The sequence below is a fragment of the Micromonospora sp. BQ11 genome (assembly GCF_052068135.1).
In the GTDB taxonomy this organism is placed as follows: domain Bacteria; phylum Actinomycetota; class Actinomycetes; order Mycobacteriales; family Micromonosporaceae; genus Micromonospora.
Genome location: NZ_JBQHDB010000005.1, coordinates 184,097 through 208,428, shown reverse-complemented (window position 1 = coordinate 208,428; position 24,332 = coordinate 184,097). Strand labels below are relative to the sequence as shown.

The window sequence follows — 24,332 nt, the reverse complement described above, 5'->3', positions numbered from 1 at the left end:
CCGACCCTACGCCGACCCGGCACGTCCCGCCGCCCCCTCGCCGAGCAGGGCGTCCAGCGAGCGCCGCGCCAGGGCGCGGGTGACCGGGGCCGGATCGTCGTACGTGATGAGGGCCTTCCACAGTGCCCAGCCCCGACCCCGCGCCCAGGTGGCGTCGTCGACGTCGAGCGCCGCGCGGAACGCGGCCCGCGCGGGCCGGTCCAGGAACGTCCAGGCGATGACCGTGTCGCACGCCGGGTCGCCCACGCCGCAGCAGCCGAAGTCGATGACGGCGGCGAGTCGCCCGTCGCGGACCAGCAGGTTGCCGGGGGCGACGTCGCCGTGGAACCACACCGGCGCCCCGGTCCACCGCGCGTCGAGGGCGGCGTCCCAGATCCTGAGGACCCGGTCGGTGGGGATCCGGTCGCCGAGGGCGTCCGCGGCCCGCCGGGTGTCGTCGGCGTACGTGCTCAGGGGTCCACCGCGCCCGGCGCTGTGCGGGCCGGCCCCGGGTCCACCGGTGGCGTCGACGGTGCGCAGCGCGGTGAGGAATCCGGCGAGCGTGCCGGCGAACGCGGTCAGGTCGCCGACGTGCCCGACGGCGGCCGTGTCGCCGTCGATCCACCGGTGGACCGACCACGGCCAGGGGTAGTCCTCGTCGGGCACTCCGGCGGCCAGCGGGGTCGGTACGGGCAGCGGCAGGTGCGGCGCGAGGATCGGCAGCCAGCGTCGCTCCTTGACGACCTGGAGGGCGTAGCCGGCCGCGCTGGGCAGTCGGACGGACATGTCCGCGCCGAGGTGGAAGGTGCGGTTGTCCCAGCCGCCGTACGCCACGGGCCGGACCGGTAGGTGGGCCCACCGGGGAAACTGCCGGGCGACGAGCCGGCGGACGAGCGCGGCGTCGATGTCCATCCGGGAGAGCCTGCGGCCCCGGCCCAACCCCGACAACTGGTTCCCGTGGACGGTTCGGTCGACTACGCGACGTAGTCAGGTTGCGGATAACGCCGCGGCACGTCACTACCTACCGTCAACCCGTCATCACCACCGGCCCCGGGGTCGGCAGCGGTTCCTCCGAACCGCACAGCCCACAGGCACCGCCTCCGGAGCCTCAGACGGGAGAACACATGCGTTTTCAGAAGGAAGCCCGGCGGATCGGTGCGCGAGCGTCCGTCGTCGTGCTCGGCCTCGCCGTGACCGCCGCGGTGGTCGTCCCGGCGAGCCCGGCCTCCGCCGCGGTTCCCGGCCTGGAGCGGATCTCCGCGCTCAGCGCCTCCAACTCCGACGACTTCCGCACCGTCACCGCGACCTGCCCGGCCGGCAAGGTGCTGACCGGCACCGGGTACCAGCTGAACGGGGCAGCCGGGGAGGTCGTCGTTGACGACCTGCGCCCCAACGGCGGCCCGGCCACGGCGCCGACGGCTGTCACCGTGGGCGCGTTCGAGGTGGACGCCTTCGCCGGCGACTGGTCGGTGAGGGTGCACGCGATCTGCGCCAACCCGGTGGCCGGCCTGGTCCGCGTCGCGGCGGTGAGCACCACCAGTTCGAACGACTTCCGCACCATCACCGCGGCCTGCCCGGCCGGCAAGGTGCTGACCGGTACGGGCTTCGAGTTGAACGGGGCGACCGGTGACGCCGTCGTGGACGACCTCCGGCCCAACGGCGGCCCCGCCACGGCGCCGACCTCCGTCAACGTCGGTGCCTTCGAGACGGACGCCACCACCCTGAACTGGGGCGTCACCGCGTTCGCGATCTGCGCCAACCCGCTGCCGGGCCTGGTCCGGGCCTCCGCGGTGAGCGCCACCAGCTCGGACGACTTCCGCAGCGCCACCACGACCTGCCCGGGGGGCAAGGTGCTCACCGGCGCCGGCTTCGAGCTGAACGGGGCGACCGGTGAGGTCGTCGTGGACGACTTCCGCCCGAGCAGCGGTGCCGCCACCGCCCCGACGTCCGTCACCGCGGGCGGGTTCGAGGAGGACGCGTTCGCCGGCACCTGGAACAACACGTCGTACGCCATCTGCGCCACCCCGTAACAGCCACCGCGCTCGGTGCGGCCGTCCGGTTCCGCCGGACGGCCGCACCGGCGCGTGCGGGGAATCGTCCCTCGGCTGACGCGACTTCTCTGATCAGGTCGGGGGGATCGGGGAGGGAGCGGGGTGGGGGCGGAGGGTGGTCAGGAGAGGGATCGTGGTCACCAGCAGGGCGAAGAGGGATGCCGCCAGGAGGGCGGGGACGAGGCCGAAGGCCGTCGCCGTCCAGCCGCCGAGCAGCGCGCCGGCCGGCAGACCGGCGAAGGCCAGGGAGCCGGACAGGCCGATGACGCGGGTCTGCAACTCGGCCGGCACCCGCTCGTACAGCGCCACGCCGAGCAGGGGGTTCACCACCGCGATGCCGATGCCGGACAGGAACGTCACGACGAGCACCACCGGCAGGTCCTCGCTGAGGGCCAGCACCAGCAGCCGGGGCGCGCCGCTGACCGCCGCGCCGACCGCGAAGGTCAGGTCGCGGCGCAACCGCGCCCCGTACACGGTGAAGAGCAGGTTGCCCAGCAGCGCCCCGGCCGAGAACGCCCCGAGCACCAGGCCCAGTCCGGCGGGGGTGCCCAGCACGTCGGCCACCCACAGCGGGATGTAGACGGCGATGCTGGCGTTCACCACCATGTTGAGCGCGGAGATGACCAGCAGCATCGTCAGCAGCGTCCGGTCCCGGCCCAGGTACCGGAAGCCGTCACCGAGTGCCCGCAGGTAGCCCGGTGGCTGCGCGGGCCCCCCGCCGGCCGCCGCCGGGGACCGGACGAGCAGCCCGATCAGCGCCGCGCACACCGCGAAGGTGCCCGCGTCGATGAGGATCGCCCAGGTCACGCCGAACCACCAGATGAGCAGGCCACCCAGGCCGGCGCCGACGAGGGTGACCACCCGGCCCAGCCCGTCGTAGACCGAGGTGAGCCGGAGCAGCGGTACGTCCGCCGCCTGCGCCACCGGCCGGAACAGCACGTGCTTGACCCGGTCGCCGACCCCACGCAGCGCCCCCACCACCGCGACCAGCGCCACGAGGGCGCCGAAGCCGAGCCAGGGCGTGAGCGCCACCGCCACCATGAGCCCGGCGCTGCCCACGTCCGCCACGATCGAGGTGCGACGCAGCCCGATCCGGTCGGCCAGGGGAGTCCCCAGGGCGCTGGACAGCAGGTAGGGCAGCGTCTCGGCGGCGGCCACCACGCCCATCTTCGCCGGGCTGCCGGTCGACTCCAGCACCAGCCACGGGATGGCCACCACCGAGATCCGGCTGCCCAGGTTGGACAGCAGGTCGGCGCCGACCAGGGCGACCAGTTGCCGGCGAGGTGTCACGCCCGGCTGCCGATCGAGGCCGCCGGATGCTCGACGGCCGACGGGTGGTCCTCCGCGTACCGCGCGCGCAGCGCCCGCTTGTCCACCTTGTTCGAGCGGTTCAGCGGCAGCCGGTCGACGAACTCCACCCCGCCGGGGGCCCAGGTGTCGCTCAGGGTGGCGGTCACCAGGTCGATCAGCTCCGCGCCGGTCACCGTCGCGCCGGGGGCCGGCACGACGTAGGCGTACGGCAGTTCGCCGGCCACCTCGTCGGGTACGCCGATCACCGCGGCGGCGCGGACCTGCGGGTGCCCGGCCAGCACGTCCTCGATGGGGCGGGAGTAGATCGGCCAGCTCCGCTGCCGGGTGAGGATGCGGTCCTGGAGACGGTCGACGAGGTAGAGGTAGCCGTCGTCGTCGAGGTGTCCGATGTCGCGGGTGCGTACCCAGCCGTCGACAAGCGTCTCGGCGGTCAGCTCGGGCTGGCCGTGGTAGCCGGCGAAGCGCAGGCCGGTGTGCACCCACACCTCGCCGTCGGCCCCCGGAGGCAGCACGGTGCCGTCCTCGGCGCGGATCTCGACGCGCACGTCGCCGTACGGCCTGCCGCAGGAGCGCAGCCGCTCCGGGTGCTCCGGGTCCTCGGTGAGCCCCGGCAGGGCGGTGATCACGACGGCCTCGCTCAACCCGTACACGATGCGCAGCACCGGGCCGAAGCGTGCGATCGCCTGACGCAGCCGGGCCGGCGCGGCGGGCCCGGCGCCCACGTTGAACATGAACATCGCGGAGAGGTCCGCACCGTCCAGCGCCGGGTGGTCCAGCACCTCGTAGAGCATCGGCGGGGTGACGAACGTGGAGGTGATCCGCTCGGCGTCGACGGTACGGATGAACGTCTCCGGGTCCCAGCCGTCGCGCGGGAACAGCACGCCGCCGGTGAACAGGTTGAACAGGGTGGTGATCTGACCACTGGCCAGCCACATCGGCGAGTACGACAGGTGCCGCAGCAGCGGGTACCCGGCGTCCCGGAAGCTCGCGGCCAGCGCGAGGACCTGGGTGTAGAAGCTCTCCCGGTGGTGCACCAGCTTCGGCGTGCCGGTGGTGCCGGACGTCTGGAGGAACGCCTCCGGAGCCGGCGCCCCGAGGGAGGGGTCGGCGGCGGTGTCGGTGTCCGGCTCGGTGGCCCACCCGGTCAGGTCCGGGCCGGCCCCGCCCGCGCCGAGGCAGAACACCGGTACGCCGGGCAGGCCGGCGGCCAGGTCCGGCCCGACGCTCGCCGGGTCGCGCGCGTCGTAGAGCAGGGCGTCAGGGCGGGCGAGCCGGACGAACTCGTCGACCTCCCGTCGGGAGGTGACCGGGGCGACCCACATCGTCCGGCAGCCCAGCAGGTGCAGGGCGAGCTGCACGAGGGACGCCTCCACCGGGTTGCCGAGCACGACCAGCACACCGTCGCCCGGCCGTACGCCGTGGCGGCGCAACATCGCGGCCAGGCCGCGCACCTCGGTGCGGACGTCGGCGTAGCTGAACCGGCGTCCCCCGCCGACCAGGGCCTCCCGGTCGCCGAACTCGGCGAACAGCTCCAACGTCCGGTGCACGTAGCTCGTCCGGTCTGCGGGTCGGTCGGTCATCGGCGCGGCTCCCCCCATCGGCGACGGCGGCCTCCGGGCGGCTCCGGGGACCGGCACGGCAGGTCCCGGTACCCGGCGACCCTGCCGCCGACTGCGAGCGTAGGCAGGACGGGTCGACGCGGCACAGGGCCGAACGGTGCCCGCGCCGGCCCGGAGGACATTTGATCACGTCGATCAGGTCGATTGACGGCCGTCATCGGCGGCGATTAGTTTCCGGTCCATCGCCCAGGTGAGTTGCCGTCAGCGGACGGGGCCCTGGGCTGCCCACGATGGAGGTTCAATGTCGACCCCGAAGAGATGGCACGTCGTCGCCACCGCGGCGATCCTGCTGGTGGCGGGCACCCCGGCCGTGGTGGCGAGCGCCGGCCCCTCAGACACCGACCGGCGCGACCGGGCAACCTGGGCGGCCACCTGGGCGACCGCGGTCACCCGGGGCAACGCGACCGGCCTGACCAACAACGGCCTGAACAACCAGAGCGTCCGGATGGTCGTCCACACCACGGTCGGCGGCCCGGTGCTGCGGGTGCGACTCAGCAACATGTACGGCGAGCAGGCGGTCCGGGTGGGCCGCGCGACCATCGCCCGCCCGAACACCGCGACCGCCGACGACCTGTCCGACATCGATCCGGCGACGCTGCGGGAGCTGACGTTCGGCGGCACCGCCTCGGCCACCATGAACCGGGGCGCGGAACTGCTCAGCGACCCGCTGGACTTCCCGGTCGCCGACCAGTCCGACCTGGTGCTCACCGTGCACTTCCCGACGCCGACGGGCCCGGTGACCTTCCACGGCCAGTCCCGGCAGACCAACTTCATCGGTGCCACGGACCTCACCTCCGCCGCCGACGGCGCCGGGTTCACCATCCGCCCCAACTGCTGCTGGTTCTTCCTGTCCGGGATCGACGTGCAGCGTCGGCACAGCCCCGGCTCGGTGGTCGTCTTCGGTGACTCCATCGCCGACGGCAACGGCAGCACCGTCAACGCCAACAAGCGCTGGCCGGACCTGCTGGCCGACCGGCTCATCGACGCCCGCCCGGACGTCCGCACCCCGGGTGTGCTCAACGCCAGCCTGGCCGGCAACCGCCTCAACCACGAGGGCCCCGAGCCCGGCGCGGGCGACTTCCCCGGCTACTACGAACTCGGCCCGAACGCCCTGGCCCGGCTCGACGAGGACGTGTTCTCCCAGACCGACGCCCGGACCGTGGTCACCCACCTGGGGATCAACGACATCTGGATGTCGAACGACTCCGCCGACGCGATCATCGCGTCCCTGCGGCAGATCAACCAGCAGGTCCAGGCGCGCGGCCTGCGCAGCCTGGTCGCCACCCTCACCCCGTACGAGGGGCACGGCAAGCCGGGCGTGTGGACGCCGGAGAAGGAGGCCACCCGGCAGGCGGTCAACGCCTTCCTGCGCGGCAGCACCGAGTTCGACGGCCTGCTCGACTTCGACGCGGTGCTGCGCGACCCGGCGCAGCCCAGCCGCCTGCTGCCGGCGTACGACTCGGGGGACCACATCCACCCGAACGACGCCGGCAACGAGGCGATGGCGAACGCCGTACCGCTGCGCCTGCTCGGTCTGTGACATCCGGTGCGGGCGGCGGGTGATCCCCGCCGCCCGCACCACCGATTCCTGGGGAGACCGACCGACGATGACCGACGTTGCACAGGTGCTGACCCGTCTCTACAGCGACGAGGGCCGGCAGAACCCGTATCCCTGCTACGCCGACCTGCACCGGCTCGGGCCGGTCAGCCCGGTGCCCGCCCGCGCCGAGCACCGCGCGGTCGCCGCGGTCGCCGTCGGGTACGACCTGGTCGACCGGATCCTGCGGGACCCGGAGTGGTACAAGCAGCCCCCGCCGGGCTGGCAGGAGCAGGAGGTGCTGCGCACCCTGCAGACCTCGATGATGTTCGTCAACCCGCCCGACCACACCCGGATGCGCGGGGTGTTCGCGAAGACCTTCACCCCGCGCCGGATGGGCGCCCTGGAGCCGGTCGTGCACCGCGTGGTCGACGGCCTGCTGGACCGGATGGCCGACGCCGGGCAGACCGAGGTGGACTTCGTCGCCGAGTTCGCGTACCCGATGCCCGCCCTGGTGATGGCGGAGTTCATCGGTATCCCCGCCGGTGAGCTGGACTTCTACCGGCAGCGGGTGGAGCGGATCGACGAGTTCCTGGACGTCGCCGGCAAGACCCCCGAGCGCCTCGCCGCCGCCAACACCGCCGCCGCCGAACTGCGGGCCTTCTACCGCGACCTGCTGGCCCACCGCCGCCGCACCCCCGGCGACGACCTGATCAGCGCACTGGTCGAGGCGGTCGACGCGGGCGACGTCGAGCTGACCGAGGACGAGCTGGTCAGCAACCTCGTCGTGCTGTTCAACGCCGCCTTCGTCACCACCGTCTACATGTTCAGCAACGGCCTGCCGCTGCTGCTGGACCATCCCGAGGTGGCCGCCGCGCTGGCCGGCGACGACGCGCTGACCCGGGGTGCCGTCGACGAGATCCTGCGGCTGGAGGCGCCGGTCCACTTCCTGGCCCGCGCCGCGCCCCGGGACACCGACCTCGACGGGGTGCCCGTCGGCCGGGACGAGAACGTCCTGCTGATGATCGCCGGCGCGAACCGCGACCCGGCCCGGTTCGGTGACCCGGACCGCTTCGACCCCCGCCGGACCGGCCCGCCGTCGCTGGCGTTCGGCGCCGGTCCCCACTACTGCATCGGGGCGGCGGTCTCCCGCCTGGAGGGCCGCCTCGCGCTGCCCCGGCTGCTGGCCCGCTTCCCCGGACTGGCGATCTCCGAGGCGCCGACGTACAGCGGCAGCCTCTTCCTGCGGGGCGTCGACAAGCTGCTGGTCAGCACCGGACGGGAGGGGACAGCATGACCGAGCATCCGCAGGTGGCGGCCTACCGGGCCGCCCGCCGGGCGGCCGGCACCCCGCCGCTGTACACCCAGACCCTGGCGCAGGCCCGCGCCGCCGACCTCGCCGCGATCCGCGCCGGCGGCGGCGCGGTCGAGCCGGTGCACGAGGTACGCGACACGCACGTCCCCGGTCCCGCCGGTGACCTGCCGGTACGGATCCACCGCCCGGCGGGGGAGGGCCGCCTGCCCACCCTCGTGTACCTCTTCGGGGGCGGATGGACGCTGGGCAGCGTGGACACCGCCGACGGGATCTGCCGGCGGCTGGCCAACGCCGTGCCCTGCCAGGTCGTGACCGTCGGCTACCGGCTCGCCCCCGAGCACCCGTTCCCGGCCGCCGTCCACGACTGCCACGCCGCGGCCCGGTGGATCGCCGAGCACCCGGACGAGTTCGGCGCCGACCCGGAGCGGATCGCGGTCGGCGGGGACAGCGCGGGTGGCAACCTCGCCGCCGCGGTCACCCTGCTGGCCCGCGACGCCGGGGCGCCCCGGCTCGCCGCCCAGCTGCTCGTCTACCCGAACACCGACCAGACCGCCGACCCGGCCGGCGACGACGACCCGTCGCTGTTCAACCGCCGCTCGGTCGCCTGGTACCGCGGCCACTACCTCGCCGACCCGGCCGACGCCCGGAACCCGCTCGCGTCGCCGCTGCTCGCCGAGGACCTGGGTGGTCTGCCCCCGGCGCTGGTGGTCACCGCCGAGCACGACCCGCTGCGCGACGAGGGGGAGCGGTACGCCCACCGGCTCCGCGACGCCGGTGTCCCGACCACCCTGAGCCGGTACGCCGGGATGATCCACGGCTTCTTCGCCATGCCCGGCGCCTTCGACGACGGCCGGCGCGCCCAGGACGAGGCGGCCGCCTTCCTGCGGGAACGCTTCGGCCTGCCACCCGCACCGTCGCGCGGCGCCGCCACCGGTACCGCCGTGGCCGCGGCGCTCGGCACGGGGGCCGTCGATGGCTGAGAGCGTGCTGTCCCGGCCGGACGTGCCCGTGGCGGACCCGCCCGCACCCGCCGGCCTGGCCGACTTCGCCGACCTGGCCCGTGCCGTGCTGCCCCCCGAGGTGTGGGACTTCGTCGACGGGGGCAGCGGCGCGGAGACCACCCTCGCGGCGAACCGGCGGGCCCTGGACCGGGTGGCCGTCCTGCCCCGGGTGCTGCGCGGCGTGCACGCGCCGAGCACGCGGGCCCGGCTGCTGGGCGCCACCCACGCCCTGCCGGTGGCGGTCGCGCCGATGGCGTACCAGCGGCTGCTGCACCCCGACGGCGAGTCGGGGCTCGCCGCGGCGGCCGGCGCGGCGGGCGTGCCGTACGTGGCGAGCACCCTCAGCAGCGAACCGATCGAACGGATCGCCGAGGCCGGCGGGGCGGTCTGGTTCCAGCTGTACTGGCTGCGCGAGCGGGGACTCGTCGCGGACCTGCTGGACCGGGCGCACGCCGCCGGCTGCACCGCCATCGCCGTCACGGTGGACGTACCCGTGCTCGGTCGGCGGCTGCGCGACGTGCGCAACGCGTTCGCCATCCCACCGCACGTCGTCGCCGCGAACCTGCCGGCCGGCCGGGACGACCTCGCGCACGCCGCCGTCCCGGGCGTGTCCGCCGTCGCCGCGCACACCGGTGAGGTGTTCGCCCCGGCGGTGAGCTGGGCGGACCTGGAGTGGCTGCGGGCGCGTACCGACCTGCCCCTGCTGGTGAAGGGCATTCTCGATCCCCGCGACGCGGCCCTCGCGGCGGACGCCGGCGCGGACGCCGTGGTGGTCTCCAACCACGGCGGGCGACAGCTCGACGGCGCCCCGGCCACCGCCACCGTGCTGCCCGAGGTGGTGGAGGCGGTCGGCGACCGGTGCGAGGTGCTGCTGGACAGCGGTGTCCGTGGCGGGGTGGACGTGCTGCGGGCGCTCGCCCTCGGCGCGCACGGCGTGCTGGTCGGCCGGCCGATGCTGTGGGCGCTGGCCGCCGGCGGCCGGGCCGGTGCGCAGACCGCGCTGGACCTGCTCGCCGGCGAGTTCACCGACGCGCTCACCCTCGCCGGTTGCGTCGACCCGGCCGCCGCCCGCGAGCTGCGCACGATCCTGGTGGACTGACCCGTGACCCCGGACCTGCACGTGACCGACCTGCACCCGGCGGTGGACGATCCGGCGCTGAACTCGATGAACTTCCTCAACGAGGTGGCCCAGCACTACCCGGACGCGGTGTCGCTGGCCGCCGGCCGCCCGTACGAGGAGTTCTTCGACGTCGCCGCGTTGCACCGACACCTGGACCGGTTCCGCCGGCACCTCGCCGACGACCTCGGGCAGAGCCCGGCCCAGGTGCACCGGACGCTGTTCCAGTACGGCCGCACCAAGGGCATCGTGCACCACCTGGTCGCCCGCAACCTCGCCGTCGACGAGGGGATCACGGTCGACGAGGAGGCGATCGTGGTGACCGTGGGCTGCCAGGAGGCCATGTTCCTGGTGCTGCGGGCGCTGCGGTCCTCCCCGCGCGACGTGCTGCTCGCCGTCGCACCCACGTACGTCGGGCTCACCGGCGCGGCCCGCCTGCTGGACCTGCCGGTACGGCCGGTGGCCGGCGGCCCGACCGGGGTGGACCTGGCCGACCTGCGCGCCCAGGTCCGGCGGGCGCGGGCCGAGGGCCTACGCCCACGCGCCTGCTACGTGATGCCGGACTTCGCCAACCCGTCCGGGGCGAGCATCGGCGTGGCCGACCGGCGGCGGCTGCTCGACCTGGCCGCCGAGGAGGACCTGCTGCTCATCGAGGACAACCCGTACGGCCTCTTCCCGGCCGGTGACGGCGACCGGCCGCCCACCCTCAAGGCGCTGGACACCGCTCGTCGGGTGGTCTACCTCGGCTCGTTCGCCAAGACGGTGCTGCCCGGCGCCCGCGTCGGTTACGTGGTGGCCGACCAGCGGGTCGCCGGGTCCGACGGCGGCGTCGGTCTGCTCGCCGACCAGCTCGCCAAGATCAAGAGCATGGTCACGGTGAACACCTCGGCGCTCGCCCAGGCGGTGGTCGGCGGCGCGCTGCTGGAGCACGGGTGCAGCCTGGTCGCCGCGACCGTCCGGGAACGGGCCGCGTACGCCCGGAACCTGCGCCACCTCGTCGCCGGCCTGGCCCGGCGCTTCGGCGACCGGTCACCCGTGCGGTGGAACGTCCCGGCCGGCGGCTTCTTCGTCGTGGTCACGGTGCCCTTCGCCGTCGACGACGCGCTGCTGCACCGCTCGGGCCGGGAGTACGGTCTGCTGTGGACGCCGATGGCGCACTTCTACGACGACGGGGCACCGGTCGACGCGCTGCGCCTGTCCGTCAGTGCGGTCACCCCGGAGCAGATCGACGTCGGCCTGGACCGGCTCGCCGCCCTGGTCACCGACGAACTCGCCCGTCGCGGGGCGGCGGCGCCGGTGGGCTGACACACCGCGTTCACCAACGTCCTCGATGGACACCCATAATGGACCCCATGGTCGCCTGGGAGTACGCGCTGCTGGTCCGCCGCTATCAGGGGCAGGGCCGCAACTTCACCGTCAGTTTCGTCTGGTACGCGCCGGACGGGTCCCGCCGGGACATCACCGCGTACGGCGACACCGCGATCGCGCACCTCAACCGCGCCGGTCGGGAAGGCTGGGAGCTCGTCGCCGCCTCCGAGGACGTCAACAACGTCCAGGGCAGCACGGAGGTGCACCGCTACCACCTGAAGCGCCCCCTCGCCTGAGCGCTTCCCGCCGGCCCGGGTCACGGGCCGGCGGGACCTCGGCGCCGGCGGTGCCGGCGCCGAGGGAGCACGGTGTCAGCCCAGGTCGACGGCCGGGTACAGCGGGAAGCCGGTCAGCAGCTCGCCGGCCTGCCGGCTCACCTTGTCGGCCACCGCCGGGTCCAGCGCGTACTTGGCCTTGGACGGGGTGCCGTCGGCGTTCGCGCCCGCCTTCGTCTGGCTCAGCACGGTGTGGATCAGCTCGGCGGTGACGTCCATCTCCGCGGTGCCCAGACCGCGCGTGGTCAGCGCCGGGGTGCCGATCCGGATGCCCGACGTGTACCAGGCGCCGTTCGGGTCCTGCGGGACCGCGTTGCGGTTGGTGACGATGCCCGAGTCGAGCAGTGCCTGCTCGGCCTGCCGGCCGGTCAGTCCGTAGCCGGTGACGTCGATGAGCACCAGGTGGTTGTCGGTGCCGCCGGTGACCAGCTTCGCGCCCCGGCGGGTCAGCCCCTCGGCCAGGGCCTGGGCGTTGGCGACGATGGCCTGCGCGTAGTCGGCGAAGTCGGGGCGACGCGCCTCGGCCAGGGCGACCGCCTTGGCGGCCATCACGTGCGGCAGCGGGCCGCCGAGCACCATCGGGCAGCCCCGGTCCACCTGGTCGGCCAGCTCCGGGCCGCAGAGCACCATGCCGCCGCGCGGGCCGCGCAGCGACTTGTGGGTGGTCGTGGTGACGATGTGCGCGTGCGGCACCGGGTCGAAGTCGCCGGTGAAGACCCTGCCCGCGACCAGGCCGGCGAAGTGCGCCATGTCGACCATGAAGGTCGCGCCGACCGAGTCGGCGATCTCCCGCATGATCCGGAAGTTGACCTTCCGCGGGTACGCCGAGTAGCCGGCGACCAGGATCAGCGGCTTGAACTCCCGCGCCGCCGCGGCGACCTTGTCGTAGTCGACCAGGCCGGTCGCCGGGTCGGTGCCGTAGCTGCGCTGGTCGAACATCTTGCCGGAGATGTTCGGCCGGAAACCGTGCGTGAGGTGGCCACCCGCGTCCAGCGACATGCCGAGCATCCGCTGGTCGCCCAGCTCCCGGCGCAGCGTGAACCAGTCCGCCTCGGTCAGGTCGTTGACGTGCTTCGCCGCCGCCCGCTTCAGGGCCGGCGCCTCCACCCGGTCGGCCAGGATCGCCCAGAAGGCGACCAGGTTGGCGTCGATGCCCGAGTGCGGCTGCACGTACGCGTGCGCGGCGCCGAACAGCTCCCGGGCGTGCTCGGCGGCGAGCGCCTCGACGGTGTCCACGTTCTGGCAGCCGGCGTAGAACCGGCGACCGACGGTGCCCTCGGCGTACTTGTCGCTGAACCAGTTGCCCATGGCCAGCAGGGTGGCCGGGGAGGCGTAGTTCTCGCTGGCGATGAGCTTGAGCGACTCGCGCTGGTCGGTCAGCTCCGCGCCGATGGCGTCGGCCACCCGCGGCTCGACGGCGCGGATCACCTCGAGGGCGCTGCGGAAGGCGGTGGATTCGGCGTTCGGCGACATGCGACCTCCTGGTGACGTGCGGAAGGCCCAGGCGCTCGGCATGCGTCCCTCATGACGGGGCCGCTCCCCGATGGTTCTCCATCTCCAATGCGCCAGTCACGGCCCGCCGGTGATCCTACCGGGTCGGCCCGAGGTCGCCGCGCCGCCGGGGGTTGAGGAGCCGGCGCCGGGGCACTGCTCCCAGCGGAGCCGGCCGCGGTGCGGCGGCCGGTCCGCGCAGACGAGGGGAGTGACGACAAGATGACCACACCGAGCACCGACCGCCCGATGGCCGTGGTGACCGGCGCGTCCAGCGGGATCGGGTACGAGCTGGCGGTGCAGTTCGCCGCGCACGGCTTCGACCTGGTGATCGCCGCCGAGGACGACGGCATCACCTCGGCGGCGGAGCGGCTGCGCCGCGACGGCGGCCCGCAGGTCCAGCCGGTCCGCGTCGACCTGGCCCGGCCCGAGGGGGTCGAGGAGCTGGCGGCGACCGTACGGGCGACCGGCCGGCCCGTCGACGCCCTGGCGCTCAACGCCGGGCGGGGTGCCGGCGGTGACTTCGTCGGCGGCACGGAGCTGGCCGACGAACTGACCGTCGTCGACCTGAACGTGCGCTCGACGGTGCACCTGGCGAAGCTGCTGCTGCCGGCGATGGTGGAACGCGGTGCGGGACGGGTGCTGTTCACCTCCTCGATCGCCGCGACGATGCCCGGCCCGTTCCAGGCGGTCTACAACGCCTCGAAGTCGTTCGTCCAGTCCTTCGCGGAGGCGCTGCGCAACGAGCTGAAGGAGACCGGCGTCACCGTGACCGCGCTGATGCCCGGGCCGACGGACACGGAGTTCTTCGCGCGGGCCGACATGGAGGACACCCGCGTCGGCGCCGGGCGCAAGGACGACCCACGTACGGTCGCCGAGCAGGGCTTCAAGGCCCTGATGAAGGGCGATCAGACGGTCACCGCGGGCTCGCTGATGAACAAGGTCCAGACCGCCGCCGGCAAGATCGTCCCGGACAAGCTGAAGGCCGAGCAGCACCGCAAGATGGCCGAACCCGGCTCCGCCTCCTGACCCCGCCCGCCGCGCCCGCCCGCCGCGCCCGCACGCGCCCATCGCGCCCCGCGCCCGCACGCCGCGCCCGTCGCGCAGTTTCCGAGAAAGAGTGGCCATTCTCCGCGGAATAGCCACTCTTTCTCGGAAACTGTTGCTCGCGGCGCGGCGCGGCGCGGCGGGGGTCGCGGGGGTGGGCGGGCGTGCCTAGGATCGACGCCATGGCGGGGTACGCGGGTGAGGGCAGTCTGCTCGCCATCAGCGACCTGCACGTGGGGCACCGGGACAACCGGCCGATCGTGGAGGCGCTGCGCCCGGAGACGCCGTACGACTGGCTCCTCGTCGCGGGTGACGTGGCCGAGACGGTCGCCGACGTGGAGTGGGCGCTGGGTCTGCTGGCCGACCGCTTCGCACGGGTGGTCTGGTCGCCCGGCAACCACGAGCTGTGGACCCCGCCGCGCGATCCGGTGGCGCTGCGCGGTGTCGAGCGCTACCACCACCTGGTCGAGATGTGCCGCCGCCTCGGCGTGCTCACCCCCGAGGACCCGTGGGCGGTGTGGGAGGGCCGCGGCGGGCCGGTGACGGTCGCGCCGCTGTTCCTCCTGTACGACCACAGCTGGCGCCCGGAGGGGTTCGACACGCCGGAGGCGGCGCTGGCCGAGGCGTACCGGACCGGGGTCGTGTGCACCGACGAGCAGTTGCTGCACCCGGATCCGTACCCGAGCCGGTCGGCGTGGTGCGCGGCGCGGGTCGCCGAGACCGCCCGGCGGCTCGACGAGCGTGATCCGGCGCTGCCGACCGTGCTGGTCAACCACTGGCCGCTGGTGCGGGAGCCGACCCGGATCCTGCGGTACCCGATCTTCGCCCAGTGGTGCGGCACGGAGGCCACAGCCGACTGGCACCGACGCTTCGACGCCGCCGTCATGGTCTACGGCCACCTGCACATCCCCCGGACAACCTGGTACGACGGGGTGCGGTTCGAGGAGGTCTCGTTGGGCTACCCGCGGGAGTGGCGGGCTCGGAGCGTACCGCCGGGGCGGTTGCGGCGGATCCTGCCGGCTCCCGACGGGGTGCCGCCGACGGCCTGGTGAGACGCGTGCGGGCCCGGCCATCGGCCGGGCCCGCGCAGCGCGGTCGCGCTCAGGCCGTCATCGCGTCCACGGACTTCTTGATCGCCTTGGGTTCGGTGGGGGTGCGCGGGGCGTCCTTGCGCATGTCGATCATCCGCTGGCCGATCTCCTGGAGCTGGTTACGGCCGAGCGCCTCGCGGACCTTGGGGAACCACTCCTGCTCCTCCTCCTCCACGTGGTGCTCGACGTTCTCGATGAGCACCGTGGTCTTGGCGTTGAAGCGCTCGTCGGAGGCGTCCATGGTGGCGAGCTCGGCGCAGAGCACGTCGACCACGTGGTGCTCCTCGTAGGACTCGAGGATGTCGTCCTCCAGGTCCGGCAGGAGCTTGCGGACCTCCGGGTACATGACCTCGTTCTCCAGGTAGGTGTGCACCGTCAGGGCCTCCAGGATCTGGGTCACCAGCTCCTGACGCCGCGCTGCGGGACCCTCTTCCGCCTTCTGGAACTCGCGGAAGAGACGGCGCATCTCCTTGTGGTCCTCTTTCAACAGGACGATGGCATCGGTGGACACCGGCGGGACCTCCTCTTTTCGGCTGACCCAGGATTCCCTACCCTCGCGTGAGCTGCGGAAACGAAAGGGCCCGGCGGAATTCCGCCGGGCCCCTCCGCGTGGTGGTGCGGTTACTTAACCGCGTTGTAGGCGTTGACCACGCCGGCGCCGTAGAAGCCGTTGCGCTCACCGCCGGAGCAGGTCGCGTCGTAGGCGTTCGGGCCGGCCGGGATCAGCGGCACCGGGTTGTAGACGCCGGTCGGGCAGGACTTCGCCTCGGCGGTGCGCTCCAGGAGGGCCGCCAGGGCGCCCGGGGACAGGTTCGGGTGCGCCGACAGGGCCAGGGCGGCCACGCCGGTCGCGTGCGGACCGGACATCGAGGTGCCCTGCTTGTAGCCCCAGCCGTTGGTCCGCGTCGTCGTGTTGAAGGTGGTCGACAGGATGCCGTCGGTGATGGTGGAGCGGACGCCCTGCGTACGGAAGCGGGTGTCGCCGCCCGGCGCCGTCACGTCGATGACGCCCTGGCCGTACGAGGAGTAGTAGCTCTTCTCCCCGGTCGGGCCGACCGCCGACACGGTCACCACGCCCGGCGCCTCGGCCGGCAGGTCCAGGCAGGCGTTGGTGAGGTTCTCGCGCACCTCGGGCGTCCCGTTGTTCGGGCTGCCGTCGTCGGTGATCTTGTGCGCGAGGTCGTAGTTCGAGTTACCCGCGGACGCCACGTTCAGCACGCCCTTGCTCGACGAGTAACGGATGGCCCGCTGGACCGCCTGCCACACCGGACGCTGGCGCGCGTCGTTGCGGCAGTTCAGCTCCCACGGGTCGATGTAGTAGCTGTTGTTGGTCAGCTGCATGCCGTGCTCGGCGGCCCACATGAACCCGCAGACCGCGGCCTCCGGGAAGATGTAGCCGTCGTCGTTGACCACCTTGACGGCGGCCACCTTGACGCCCGGCGCGACGCCGGTCACGCCGACGCCGTTGACGGCGGCGGCGATGGTGCCGGCCACGTGGGTGCCGTGGTCGGAGGTCGTCGGGTTCCAGGCGGCCTCGGTGGTGTCGGTGACACCGCCGATGCACGAGGTGCTCTTGTCCTTGGCGATCTGGCTCGCCAGGTCCGGGTGGCTGGAGGAGATGCCGCTGTCCAGTACGCCCACCAGCACGTCGGCGCTGCCGGCGTTGACCGCGTGGGCCTGCGGGACGTCGATCATCGGCATGTCCCACTGCTGGCCGAAGAGCGGCTCGGCGGTGGGGGCGGCGGTGGCCGCGGCGGCCGCGGGGGCCGACACCTCCACCGTCTCGCCCTCGTCGAGCTGGCTGCCCAGGCCGGTGGTGGAGGCGACCGACTCGACGCCCGCGCCCGCCACCCGACTGGTGAAGTCGGGGTTGTTGGAGCGGACGACGAGCACGCCGATCTGGTGGTAGCCGGCGACGACGGTCCCGCCGGCGGCGGCGACCCGGGCGGCCGCCCTGTCGGTCGTGGCGCCCTGCGGGGCGAGCACCAGGTAGGTGGTGTCCGGTCCGGCGGCGGCGGCCGCCGGCACCAGGCCGCCGGTGACGGCGAGGCCGACACCCAGCGACACGGCGGACGCGGCCGCCAGTGTCTTGCGACGGAGGTTCTTCACACAGACTCCCAGGGGCTGTCTTCTCCCGGCCCGCCCTTGCGGGGAGCGGACCGGCGGGAGGAGGGCGGGACGCCCGCCTCCGGTGGGTACAGCGCCGTGGGTCGGTGTGGCGTTACACACACCTGCCTGGCGGGACAATTGGTGTCATACGGTGGCGAGGGTGTGCGGAATCTCGTCGAGCAGCTCGCGGGCGAGGAAACCGATGCGTCCGTACCGGGGAACCAACCGCTGGCCGCTCACCGCGTGGGCGAACGCCGCCCAGCAGGCGGCCTGCGCCGGTTCGGCGCCCCGGGACAGCAGCCCGGCGAGCAGCCCGGCCCGCACGTCGCCGCTGCCCGACGTGCCGAGCCCCGCGTCGCCGCTCTCCTCCCGCCAGCTCTGCCCGTCCGGGGTGGCGACGTGGCCGTAGAGGGACACCACGGCGTCGTACCGGCCGGCCAGCCCGATCGCCTCGGCGTCCAGGTCGTCGCCCGGCTCCCGGCCCAGCAGGTGCCGCGCCTCGACCAGGTTGGGGGTGAGGACCGCCCGCCGGCCCGCGCCGGCCAGCAGCTCCGGTGAGTGGCTGAGCGCCCCCAGGGCGTACGCGTCGAGCACCAGCGCCGTCTCCGGCCCGGCGGCGTCGAGGACCAGCCGCAGCAGCTCGCGGGTCTCGTCGATGCTCTGGAGGCCGGGCCCCACCGTCACCACGTCGGCCTCCGCGACCAGCTCGCTGAGCTGCCCTTCGGACTCCCCGGCGACCGCGCCTGCGGGCGTCTCCGGCAGCCCGATCACCAGCGCCTCCGGCACCTGGATGCTGAGCGCGGCGGCGGTGGACTCGGCGGCGGCGAGCTGGAGCACACCCGCGCCGGCCCGCAGCGCCGCCACGCCGGCCAGCAGCACCGCGCCGGGGGCGAACCGGGAACCCCCGACCACCAGCACCGTGCCCCGGGACTCCTTGCCCCCGGTCGGTACGGGAAGCGCCCAGTCCCGCAGCAGTGCGGGCGTGATGACGCGCGTATCAGACCGGTTCGGCATGGACCTCGTCCTCCCTGGTGGGCTTCGCACCCTGCGCCTGCAGGTGGCTCACGTCGTTGAACACGTCGGGGCGCAGCCGGCCGTCGCCGTCGGCCGACCAGCCGGTCACCGAGCAGTTGGCGATGACGTACCGGCGGGTCAACGCCATCAGCTCGTCCTCGGTGAGCCCCTCCACCAGGTAACGAGTCAGGAACACCAGGGCGTCATGGCCGAACAGCAGCACCCGGCGGTCCTCGTGGTCACGGCGCAGGTCACCGAGGAGGGCGCGCAGCCGCAACGCGACGTCGGTCCACGACTCACCGCCGGGCGGTCGGTAGTAGAACTTGCCGAGCCGCTCCCGCCGTGCCGCCTCCTCCGGGTACCGCCCGCGTACGCCGTGCGCGGTGAGCCCGTCCAGGATGCCCAGCTCCCGGTCCCGCAGGCGTTCGTCGCGGCTGACCGGGATGCCGGTGCCCTCCAGGGCCAGCTCGGCGGTGTGGACGGCGCGCAGGTACGGCGACACCACCGCCACGTCCGGCCGCCGTGCCTCGGGCAGCTCGGCGAGCCACCGGCCGGTGGCTCGTGCCTGGTCCTCCCCGGTGGGGCTGAGGGGTACGTCCGGGTCCCGGTGGGTCAGGTCGATCAGCTCCGACCCGGACTCCTCGGCCGCCGAGGCCGCCACGTTCGCCGTGCTCTCGCCGTGTCGGACGATCCACAGCGTCGCCAGTTCCGCCATGGGCCACCTGCTACCCGTACGCCGCCACGGGTAACCGCCCGCCGTCGCACGGCTCGGCGCGGGGCGTGAACGGGGTTCCCCCGGGTAAGCGCCGGGTCCACCGTTCGACGACAGGGGAGGTGTGCCGTGGCCACGATGGTCAGGGAGCCGACGAGTCCGGTCAAGGACAAGAACTACGACCTCATCCAGGCACTGCAGATGTCGCTGCACAACGTGTGGCAGCTGGAGACCTACATCGCCGACGCGGATGCCCAGGGCGACACGGAACTCGCCGGCTGGTTCCGGAAGATCCAGGAGAACAACCGCAAGGCGGGTGAACAGGGCAAGCAGATGCTCATGTCCCGCTTGCAGCGGGAGAACGGCTGAGGTGATCGCCGGCGTCCGGGCGGACCGGGTGGGCCGCCCGGCCGCCGCGTCGGCGTGGCCGTCCGCACCGGAGCCGTCGGCCCGGACCGATACCCTTGCGGGCCATGAGCGGCGGGCAGGACGGCGACCAGGTGGCGGCGGCGCTCGAGCGCGCCCTCGCCCGGCTCACCTTCGTCGACCTGGACGCCGACGCGGTGACGGCGCTGATCATCGAATCGGTGTCCTCCTGGGCGGCTGCGCAGGGGTGGCGGGTCTACCGGCGGGCGCCCAGCGTGCTGCCGTTGCCCCCGCCGCTGTCCGATCGGCGGTCCGTGCTCGACGTGGCGTGTGCGCGGCCGGACGGCCCGCCCGTGGTCGTCGAGGTCGACCACACCGACCGGCGTCGCACCTGGGAGAAGTTGGCGGCGGAGGCCGCCGCCGGCCGGATCGCGGTGTGGGTGCGCTGGGGGCCGGGCCGGTTCGGCACGCCGCCGCCGCCCATCCATCCGGTGACCTGCCAGGTGGCCCGCCGCAACGGGCCCGCCGGTCGCCTGCACACCCGCCTGCCGGAGGGCCACCGGCCGCCACCCACGCACTCCTCGCACGGCACCGGCGACACCACGGTCGTGCCGTTGCCGTCCCTGGACGACGGATCACCCTGAGCCGCGCCCCGGTGAGCCGGGCGCGGACGCCGACCGGTGCCGCTACCGTGTGAGACGTGGCGACGCCGGCCGAGGAGATCCAGGTGGGGGAGCGGCTGGTCCGTGTCTCCAACCCGGACAAGCCGTACTTCCCGGAACGCGGGCTGACCAAGATCGACGTGGTGCGGTACTTCCTCGCCGTCGGCGACGGCATCCTGCGCGCCCTGCGGGACCGTCCGACCATGCTGGAGCGGTGGCCGCGCGGCGTGTTCGAGGGCGCGAAGATCGGCACCCGACAGGACAACCGGGGCGACGCGTTCTACCAGAAGCGGCTCCCGACGGGAGCCCCCGACTGGGTACGCACGGCGCACATCACCTTCCCCAGTGGGCGGACGGCCGACGAGGTCGCGCCGAGCGAACTCGCCGTGGTGGCCTGGGCGGCGAACCTCGGCACGCTGCGCTTCCATCCCTGGCCGGTGACCGAGGCGGACGTGGAGCGACCGGACCAGCTCCGCATCGACCTGGACCCGATGCCCGGCGTCGACTTCGACCAGGTCGTGCGGGTGGCGCACGAGGTCCACGGCTTCCTCGACGAGCTGGGCCTGAGCGGCTATCCGAAGACGACCGGCGGGCGGGGCGTGCACGTCTATGTGAGCATCGAGCCCCGGTGGAGCTTCGGGGAGTGCCGGCGGGCGGTTCTGGCGCTGGGCCGCGAGATGCAGCGCCGCCGCCCGGACCTGGTCACCACGACGTGGTGGCGGGAGCAGCGGGACCGCCCCGTCTTCGTGGACTACAACCAGATGGCCCGCGACCACACCATGACCTCGGCGTACTCGATCCGGCCGACGCCCGCGGCGCTGGTCTCGGCGCCGCTGGAGTGGGCGGAGCTGGACGACGCCCGACCGGAGGACTTCGACGTCACCACGATGCCGGCGCGGTTCGCCGAGCGGGGTGACCCGCACGCCGGCCTGGACGACCGCCGGTACTCACTGGAGCCGCTGCTGGAACTGGCCGACCGCGAGGGTCTGGAGGCGCCGCCAGAGCGGTGAGGTCACGGCTTCGGCGGCGCTGCCCCGAGAGCGCGGTCGAGCATGGTGACCAGCTCCTCGGCGGCATGGGCGGTGTCGAATCCGGGATCGGTGAGGCTCTCCGCGACGATCGCGTCCACGGCCCCGTTCACGATCACGGCGGTGGCCTGGGGATCGACGCCGGGCCGGTAGTCGCCGGCCGCCCGGGCCGCCTCGACGAGGCCGGCCACCGCCTCCCGCCGGCTGGCCGCGTTCGGCGTGTCCTCGACGCCCGCGTCCTCCTGGACCATCGCCTCGATGATCATCCGGGTGTGCGCCGGATGACCGCGCAGGTACGCGACCAGCGACCGGACGTAGGCCGCCACCGCCGCCGCGCCGGTCCGCGCCGCCACCTCGGCGCCGACGTACGCGGTGAGGGACTCCAGGACCGAGTCGTAGGCGGCCCGCACGACCGCGTCCTTCGACGGGAAGTGGTACAGGACGGCCGCCTTGGAGATGCCGGCCGCCTCGGCGATGCGGGCGAGCGACGTGCCCGGATAGCCGTGACGGGCCACCAGATCGATGGTCACGCCGATGAGTTGCGCCCGGCGCGCCTGCTCGGTGACGGAGAGCGGTTTGGCGGGTCGGACCTGGGCGGACGCGGCGTCGTTCGGTGGCACCCGCCCACCGTACCGGGCCTCGGACGAGGCGCCTCCTGACCGACCGGTTGAATTTTCTACCGCACGGTTAGTATTCTGACCGCATGGTAGGTGAGGTGACGGGAAAGATCGGAAACTGGTTGCGGAGGCACCGCCGGTGGCTCGTCCGGGTCGCCGCCGTCGTCACGGTCGCGACCGTGGCCGTCGCGTACGCGGTGCGGGATCCCGCCCCGGTCGGCTACTTCACGTCCGCCCAGGCGCAGGACCGCTTCACCCGCGCGTACCAGGAGGCGATGGCGGCCCTGCCGGCCCCCGACCGCACCCTGGACGTCCGGACCGGGTACGGCGTCGTGCGGCTCTACCACTTCCGCGGCGGCACCGACCCGGCTGCGGCGCCCCTGCTGCTCCTGCCCGGCCGGGCGTCGGCGTCACCGGTCTGGGCGGACAACCTGCCGTCGCTGCTCCGCCTGCGCAGCGTCTACACGGTCGACCTGCTGGGCGAGCCGGGCATGAGCATCCAGCAACGCCCGATCGACGACGTCACCGACCACGCGCAGTGGCTGTCCGAGGTGCTCCGGGCGCTGCCCGAGCCGAAACTGCACCTGCTCGGCGTGTCCTTCGGCGGCTGGACGGCGATGAACCTGGCGGTGCACCGGCCGGAGAAGGTCGCCGGTGTCGTGCTGCTCGACCCGGTCCTGGTGTTCGCCGGCCTGTCGCCGGAGGTGGTGCTCCGGTCGATCCCGGTGAGCGTCCGCTGGGCGCCACGGTCGTGGCGGGACGACTTCACCAGCTGGACGGCGAACGGCGCACCGGTAGAGGATGTGCCGGTCGCGCGGATGATCGAGGCCGGCCTGCAGGCGTACGTGGTGAAGCTGTCCGCGCCGACACGGCCGTCGGACGACCAGCTCGCCGGGGTCGGTGTTCCGGTGCTGGTCCTGATGGCCGGCCGGTCCCGGCTGCACGACGCGGGCGACGCCGCCGAGGTGGCGCGGCGCACCCTGACCCGGGGCACCGTGGAGACCTACCCGGAGGCGTCGCACGCCATCAACGGCGAGTACCCGGACCGGATCGCCGCCGACGTCGCCGCCTTCCTGGGCGATCCGGTCTAGGGTGAGCGGTGCACCGGCGCGTCACCGCGAAGGGCTCGCGTCGGGTGCGGGGTAGCCGAGGATCTCGACGAGATCGCCCGTGGCCGCGACGAAGGCCCGGTGGACGTCGTCGTCGAAGTGGTTGCGCCAGTCGCCGGCCCGGCCCGAGCGGTAGTGCGGGTCCGGCTCGGAGTCGCCGGGCGTACGGCGCATCCTGGCGAAGCTGTAGCGGGCGAGCAGGGCGGCCAGGTCGGCCGGCGGGATGACGATTCCGCAGTGTCGCATCAGCCGGTCCACCTCGTCCTGCTGCCGTTCCCCGGTCAGGTCCTCGTACCGGAACAGCCGGAAGGTCTCCGCCTCGGGCGCGGCCGCCCACGATCGGAGCGTGCGGTAGAGGCCCTTGTCGGCGAGGTAGTCGATGACGTGCAGCAGGCCGTCGCGTACCGGGCTCTCCTGCAGGACCTTGCGCACCCGTGGGATGTCGCCCATGGGGGCGTGCGACCCGCGCAGCGAGAAGTAGCTCGACACCACGATGTCGCGGGGGTCGCGCAGCACGAAGAACGCGCGGTGCGCGTCCGGCTTCGGGATGCGCCGGTAGCGCTCGTAGGGCAGGAACGCGGACAGGGAGATGCGCCCGGGTGGTGGGACCGACCGCTGTCTGCCCCGGGCCAGCCGCGGGACGTAGGGCAGCAGTCCGGAATAGCGGTAGACGACCGGGTCGCTGAACAGCGACTTGATCCACTGGCTGCCGGTCTTGTGCACGGTGAAGTGGTAGAGGTTCTGGTACTCGCAGCGGGCCCGGACCGGAACGGTGAGCCGGAGTCGCGCGTTGTGCGCGTCGAGCATCGTCCGGCGCGCGAGCACCCGGGCGGAGTCGGGGGTGTGCTGCTTGGCTGACCTGATGGTCCGACCGATCATTTTCCGGACCCTATCCGGCACCGAACGCGCCGGGAAAGCCCGAATTGGCCGGCCGCCGAGCGTGCATCTCCTGGTCAGGAACCGTTAACCCGGGCATCACGCCCAGGGGCTGCGCTCGCCGTCGAACTCCTCGAAGACCAGCCAGGTCCGCGTCGACAGCACACCGGCGATGCTCTGCACCCGGTTGAGCACCACGTCCCGCAGTGTGGCGTTGTCCGGCGCCCGGACCATGGCCAGCACGTCGTGCTCGCCGCTCAGCAGGGCGACGTGCTCGATGTAGCGCACCCGGGCCAGCTCCGCCGACACCTCCCGCCAGGTGTTCTGCTCGATGGTCAGCGAGATGTACGCCGACGTGCCCAGCCCGGCCGGCTCCGGCGCCACCTGGGCGCGGAACCCGGTGATCACCCCGTCCCGCAACAGTCGCTCGACCCGCGCGTACGCGTTGGTGCGGGAGACGTGCACCCGTTCCGCCAGCGTGCGGATGGAGATGCGCCCGTCGCGGACCAGTTCGTCCAGGATCCGCCGGTCGACCTCGTCCAGCGGCCCGACCGAACGTCCCGTTCCCCCCGCCACGCCCGGTGCCGGTGTGGGCTCCTGGCTCATGCGACTCCCTCCCGGAGGTCAATCGTCCCGC

23 protein-coding genes, 1 pseudogene and 1 riboswitch are annotated in these 24,332 nt (G+C 73.5%); of the genes and pseudogenes, 13 read left to right on the top strand and 11 right to left on the bottom strand.

Annotation, left to right across the window (positions count from 1 at the left end; all coding sequences use genetic code 11):
- Positions 1–6: 6 nt before the first annotated feature.
- Positions 7–891 carry an aminoglycoside phosphotransferase family protein gene (locus ACTMSW_RS13030; protein WP_441180839.1) on the bottom strand — a complete coding sequence of 295 codons (885 nt, stop codon included), beginning with the start codon at positions 889–891 and terminating at the stop codon, positions 7–9.
- A 212-nt stretch (positions 892–1,103) separates the two neighbouring features.
- Here ACTMSW_RS13030 and ACTMSW_RS13025 point away from each other — a divergent pair, with 212 nt between their 5' ends.
- Complete coding sequence (locus tag ACTMSW_RS13025) at positions 1,104–2,009, top strand: hypothetical protein (RefSeq protein ID WP_441180838.1); 906 nt, start codon at positions 1,104–1,106, stop codon at positions 2,007–2,009.
- A gap of 93 nt (positions 2,010–2,102) precedes the next feature.
- Here ACTMSW_RS13025 and ACTMSW_RS13020 read toward each other — a convergent pair whose 3' ends face one another.
- Positions 2,103–3,320 carry an MFS transporter gene (locus ACTMSW_RS13020; protein WP_441180837.1) on the bottom strand — a complete coding sequence of 406 codons (1,218 nt, stop codon included), beginning with the start codon at positions 3,318–3,320 and terminating at the stop codon, positions 2,103–2,105.
- Positions 3,317–4,921 (bottom strand): class I adenylate-forming enzyme family protein, encoded by a 1,605-nt coding sequence (locus ACTMSW_RS13015; RefSeq protein ID WP_441180836.1) that lies wholly within the window; start codon positions 4,919–4,921, stop codon positions 3,317–3,319. The genes ACTMSW_RS13020 and ACTMSW_RS13015 overlap by 4 nt, the downstream gene beginning before the upstream one ends.
- A gap of 280 nt (positions 4,922–5,201) precedes the next feature.
- On the opposite strand from ACTMSW_RS13015, the gene ACTMSW_RS13010 reads away from it, so the two are divergent.
- The 6 genes and pseudogenes from ACTMSW_RS13010 (at position 5,202) to ACTMSW_RS12985 (ending at position 11,534) form a co-directional block, all read left to right on the top strand.
- Complete coding sequence (locus tag ACTMSW_RS13010) at positions 5,202–6,500, top strand: GDSL-type esterase/lipase family protein (RefSeq protein WP_441180835.1); 1,299 nt, start codon at positions 5,202–5,204, stop codon at positions 6,498–6,500.
- Between the two features lie 67 nt (positions 6,501–6,567).
- On the top strand, positions 6,568–7,794 hold the full coding sequence (locus tag ACTMSW_RS13005) for a cytochrome P450 (protein WP_441180833.1): 1,227 nt from the start codon (positions 6,568–6,570) through the stop codon (positions 7,792–7,794).
- Positions 7,791–8,708: pseudogene (locus ACTMSW_RS13000) on the top strand (alpha/beta hydrolase); the annotation flags it as partial. The gene ACTMSW_RS13005 and the pseudogene ACTMSW_RS13000, both read left to right, overlap by 4 nt.
- A 76-nt stretch (positions 8,709–8,784) precedes the next feature.
- The gene (locus ACTMSW_RS12995) at positions 8,785–9,912 is read left to right on the top strand and encodes an alpha-hydroxy acid oxidase (RefSeq protein WP_441180832.1); all 1,128 of its coding nucleotides are present in this window, start codon (positions 8,785–8,787) and stop codon (positions 9,910–9,912) included.
- Between the two features lie 3 nt (positions 9,913–9,915).
- Positions 9,916–11,235 carry a PLP-dependent aminotransferase family protein gene (locus ACTMSW_RS12990; protein ID WP_441180831.1) on the top strand — a complete coding sequence of 440 codons (1,320 nt, stop codon included), beginning with the start codon at positions 9,916–9,918 and terminating at the stop codon, positions 11,233–11,235.
- A 38-nt stretch (positions 11,236–11,273) separates the two neighbouring features.
- Positions 11,274–11,534: a hypothetical protein gene (locus ACTMSW_RS12985; protein ID WP_441180830.1), complete on the top strand. Its 261-nt coding sequence runs from the start codon at positions 11,274–11,276 to the stop codon at positions 11,532–11,534.
- 75 nt (positions 11,535–11,609) lie between these two features.
- On the opposite strand, the gene ACTMSW_RS12980 is transcribed toward ACTMSW_RS12985, so the two are convergent.
- Entirely contained in the window at positions 11,610–13,046 is a 1,437-nt protein-coding gene (locus ACTMSW_RS12980) for a glycine hydroxymethyltransferase (RefSeq protein ID WP_441180829.1), read from the bottom strand.
- A gap of 18 nt (positions 13,047–13,064) precedes the next feature.
- Positions 13,065–13,156, bottom strand: a riboswitch (ZMP/ZTP riboswitch).
- A 130-nt stretch (positions 13,157–13,286) separates the two neighbouring features.
- On the opposite strand from ACTMSW_RS12980, the gene ACTMSW_RS12975 reads away from it, so the two are divergent.
- Complete coding sequence (locus tag ACTMSW_RS12975; protein ID WP_441180828.1) at positions 13,287–14,093, top strand: SDR family NAD(P)-dependent oxidoreductase; 807 nt, start codon at positions 13,287–13,289, stop codon at positions 14,091–14,093.
- Positions 14,094–14,293: 200 nt separating this feature from the next.
- Positions 14,294–15,163, top strand: a complete 870-nt coding sequence (locus ACTMSW_RS12970) for a metallophosphoesterase family protein (RefSeq protein ID WP_441180827.1) — start codon at positions 14,294–14,296, stop codon at positions 15,161–15,163.
- Between the two features lie 49 nt (positions 15,164–15,212).
- On the opposite strand, the gene ACTMSW_RS12965 is transcribed toward ACTMSW_RS12970, so the two are convergent.
- The 4 genes from ACTMSW_RS12965 to ACTMSW_RS12950 all read right to left on the bottom strand — a co-directional run bounded on the left by ACTMSW_RS12965 (position 15,213) and on the right by ACTMSW_RS12950 (position 19,040).
- Positions 15,213–15,713 (bottom strand): hemerythrin domain-containing protein, encoded by a 501-nt coding sequence (locus ACTMSW_RS12965; protein WP_441180826.1) that lies wholly within the window; start codon positions 15,711–15,713, stop codon positions 15,213–15,215.
- 110 nt (positions 15,714–15,823) lie between these two features.
- Entirely contained in the window at positions 15,824–17,311 is a 1,488-nt protein-coding gene (locus ACTMSW_RS12960; protein ID WP_441180825.1) for a S8 family peptidase, read from the bottom strand.
- A 144-nt stretch (positions 17,312–17,455) separates the two neighbouring features.
- Complete coding sequence (locus ACTMSW_RS12955) at positions 17,456–18,325, bottom strand: NAD(P)H-hydrate dehydratase (RefSeq protein WP_441180824.1); 870 nt, start codon at positions 18,323–18,325, stop codon at positions 17,456–17,458.
- Positions 18,309–19,040, bottom strand: a complete 732-nt coding sequence (locus tag ACTMSW_RS12950) for a histidine phosphatase family protein (protein ID WP_441180823.1) — start codon at positions 19,038–19,040, stop codon at positions 18,309–18,311. The genes ACTMSW_RS12955 and ACTMSW_RS12950 overlap by 17 nt, the downstream gene beginning before the upstream one ends.
- A 135-nt stretch (positions 19,041–19,175) precedes the next feature.
- Between ACTMSW_RS12950 and ACTMSW_RS12945 the strand changes: the two genes are divergently transcribed.
- The 3 genes from ACTMSW_RS12945 (at position 19,176) to ACTMSW_RS12935 (ending at position 21,075) form a co-directional block, all read left to right on the top strand.
- On the top strand, positions 19,176–19,406 hold the full coding sequence (locus ACTMSW_RS12945; protein ID WP_441181058.1) for a hypothetical protein: 231 nt from the start codon (positions 19,176–19,178) through the stop codon (positions 19,404–19,406).
- Positions 19,407–19,510: 104 nt separating this feature from the next.
- A complete protein-coding gene (locus ACTMSW_RS12940) occupies positions 19,511–20,047 on the top strand; it encodes a hypothetical protein (RefSeq protein WP_441180822.1) in 537 nt (178 codons plus the stop codon).
- Positions 20,048–20,103: 56 nt separating this feature from the next.
- Entirely contained in the window at positions 20,104–21,075 is a 972-nt protein-coding gene (locus tag ACTMSW_RS12935) for a DNA polymerase domain-containing protein (RefSeq protein ID WP_441180821.1), read from the top strand.
- Positions 21,076–21,077: 2 nt separating this feature from the next.
- Here ACTMSW_RS12935 and ACTMSW_RS12930 read toward each other — a convergent pair whose 3' ends face one another.
- Positions 21,078–21,713, bottom strand: coding sequence for a TetR/AcrR family transcriptional regulator (locus ACTMSW_RS12930; RefSeq protein WP_441180820.1), 636 nt, complete (start codon positions 21,711–21,713; stop codon positions 21,078–21,080).
- 95 nt (positions 21,714–21,808) lie between these two features.
- On the opposite strand from ACTMSW_RS12930, the gene ACTMSW_RS12925 reads away from it, so the two are divergent.
- The gene (locus tag ACTMSW_RS12925) at positions 21,809–22,801 is read left to right on the top strand and encodes an alpha/beta fold hydrolase (protein WP_441180819.1); all 993 of its coding nucleotides are present in this window, start codon (positions 21,809–21,811) and stop codon (positions 22,799–22,801) included.
- Between the two features lie 21 nt (positions 22,802–22,822).
- Here the strand turns inward: ACTMSW_RS12925 and ACTMSW_RS12920 are convergent, their stop codons facing one another.
- Both ACTMSW_RS12920 and ACTMSW_RS12915 read right to left on the bottom strand, forming a co-directional pair.
- A complete protein-coding gene (locus ACTMSW_RS12920; RefSeq protein ID WP_441180818.1) occupies positions 22,823–23,698 on the bottom strand; it encodes a sulfotransferase domain-containing protein in 876 nt (291 codons plus the stop codon).
- 96 nt (positions 23,699–23,794) lie between these two features.
- Positions 23,795–24,301, bottom strand: a complete 507-nt coding sequence (locus ACTMSW_RS12915; protein WP_441180817.1) for an Lrp/AsnC family transcriptional regulator — start codon at positions 24,299–24,301, stop codon at positions 23,795–23,797.
- Between the last annotated feature and the right edge of the window lie 31 nt (positions 24,302–24,332).

Bases quoted from the DNA above. Each gene is read 5' to 3' on its own strand.
- ACTMSW_RS13030 (WP_441180839.1), bottom strand. From the start codon at position 891: ATGGACATCGACGCCGCGCTCGTCCGCCGGCTCGTCGCCCGGCAGTTT.
- ACTMSW_RS13025 (WP_441180838.1), top strand. From the start codon at position 1,104: ATGCGTTTTCAGAAGGAAGCCCGGCGGATCGGTGCGCGAGCGTCCGTC.
- ACTMSW_RS13015 (WP_441180836.1), bottom strand. From the start codon at position 4,921: ATGACCGACCGACCCGCAGACCGGACGAGCTACGTGCACCGGACGTTG.
- ACTMSW_RS13010 (WP_441180835.1), top strand. From the start codon at position 5,202: ATGTCGACCCCGAAGAGATGGCACGTCGTCGCCACCGCGGCGATCCTG.
- ACTMSW_RS13005 (WP_441180833.1), top strand. From the start codon at position 6,568: ATGACCGACGTTGCACAGGTGCTGACCCGTCTCTACAGCGACGAGGGC.
- ACTMSW_RS12995 (WP_441180832.1), top strand. From the start codon at position 8,785: ATGGCTGAGAGCGTGCTGTCCCGGCCGGACGTGCCCGTGGCGGACCCG.
- ACTMSW_RS12985 (WP_441180830.1), top strand. From the start codon at position 11,274: ATGGACCCCATGGTCGCCTGGGAGTACGCGCTGCTGGTCCGCCGCTAT.
- ACTMSW_RS12980 (WP_441180829.1), bottom strand. From the start codon at position 13,046: ATGTCGCCGAACGCCGAATCCACCGCCTTCCGCAGCGCCCTCGAGGTG.
- ACTMSW_RS12975 (WP_441180828.1), top strand. From the start codon at position 13,287: ATGACCACACCGAGCACCGACCGCCCGATGGCCGTGGTGACCGGCGCG.
- ACTMSW_RS12970 (WP_441180827.1), top strand. From the start codon at position 14,294: ATGGCGGGGTACGCGGGTGAGGGCAGTCTGCTCGCCATCAGCGACCTG.
- ACTMSW_RS12955 (WP_441180824.1), bottom strand. From the start codon at position 18,325: ATGCCGAACCGGTCTGATACGCGCGTCATCACGCCCGCACTGCTGCGG.
- ACTMSW_RS12950 (WP_441180823.1), bottom strand. From the start codon at position 19,040: ATGGCGGAACTGGCGACGCTGTGGATCGTCCGACACGGCGAGAGCACG.
- ACTMSW_RS12945 (WP_441181058.1), top strand. From the start codon at position 19,176: ATGGTCAGGGAGCCGACGAGTCCGGTCAAGGACAAGAACTACGACCTC.
- ACTMSW_RS12940 (WP_441180822.1), top strand. From the start codon at position 19,511: ATGAGCGGCGGGCAGGACGGCGACCAGGTGGCGGCGGCGCTCGAGCGC.
- ACTMSW_RS12920 (WP_441180818.1), bottom strand. From the start codon at position 23,698: ATGATCGGTCGGACCATCAGGTCAGCCAAGCAGCACACCCCCGACTCC.
- ACTMSW_RS12915 (WP_441180817.1), bottom strand. From the start codon at position 24,301: ATGAGCCAGGAGCCCACACCGGCACCGGGCGTGGCGGGGGGAACGGGA.